The organism is Ulvibacter sp. 2305UL32-6, from assembly GCF_058148545.1.
The window spans coordinates 1-659 of sequence record NZ_JBYVKA010000078.1; the positions used below are offsets into that span (position 1 = coordinate 1).

A 659-nucleotide genomic window follows, 5' to 3' on the forward strand; every position below is an offset into this window, starting at 1 on the left:
TTATACAAACACGTTGTACGCAAGCTGAGAAACGTATTCAGAAATTTAAAAATTGATGAAATAATGAATAAAAAAGAAATCGCAAGGCAATATATTACTCACCTTGAAAATAGAAATATTGAACAAGTAATCGCTTTATTCAATCAGAATGGAATGGTTGACTCACCACTATACGGAATAAAAAAAGCAGATGAATTTTATCGTGAATTGAATAACGATACTTCAAATTCTGAACTTTATTTAAAAGGAATTTTTGAAGATAATGACTCAAATGATTTAGCTCTTTATTTCACCTATAAATGGACTTTAAAGAATAATCAAAAAGTGGAATTTGATGTAGTAGACATTATTGAATTTGATAATCAAAACAAGATTAGTAAACTAAAAATTATATATGATACTGTTACTGCTAGGAAACTAGTGGAGCAATTATAAAAGAAAGCCTGCGTACAACAATGTATAAAGCCAATGGCGAAGTTGGTTAATTGAATTAAAAGTCTTACAAATAATTAACTATCTTTAAATCGGATAAAACCCGTAAACGGCTTCGCTGTGGCTTCCGAGTCGCACGCGTCGACGCCGCTGCCAACATTTGCGTCCGCAAATTTGGTTGAGCCACAGCGAGCCAAGAAACGCCACTGGCATTATACAAACACGTT

Annotated in this window: 1 protein-coding gene; it reads left to right on the plus strand. The window is 32.9% G+C overall.

Annotated elements, in window-relative coordinates:
- Positions 1–435, plus strand: a 435-nt coding sequence (locus tag ACY2RU_RS17805) for a nuclear transport factor 2 family protein (protein WP_490139834.1), incomplete at its 5' end; no start/stop codon positions are given.
- Positions 436–659: the final 224 nt, after the last annotated feature.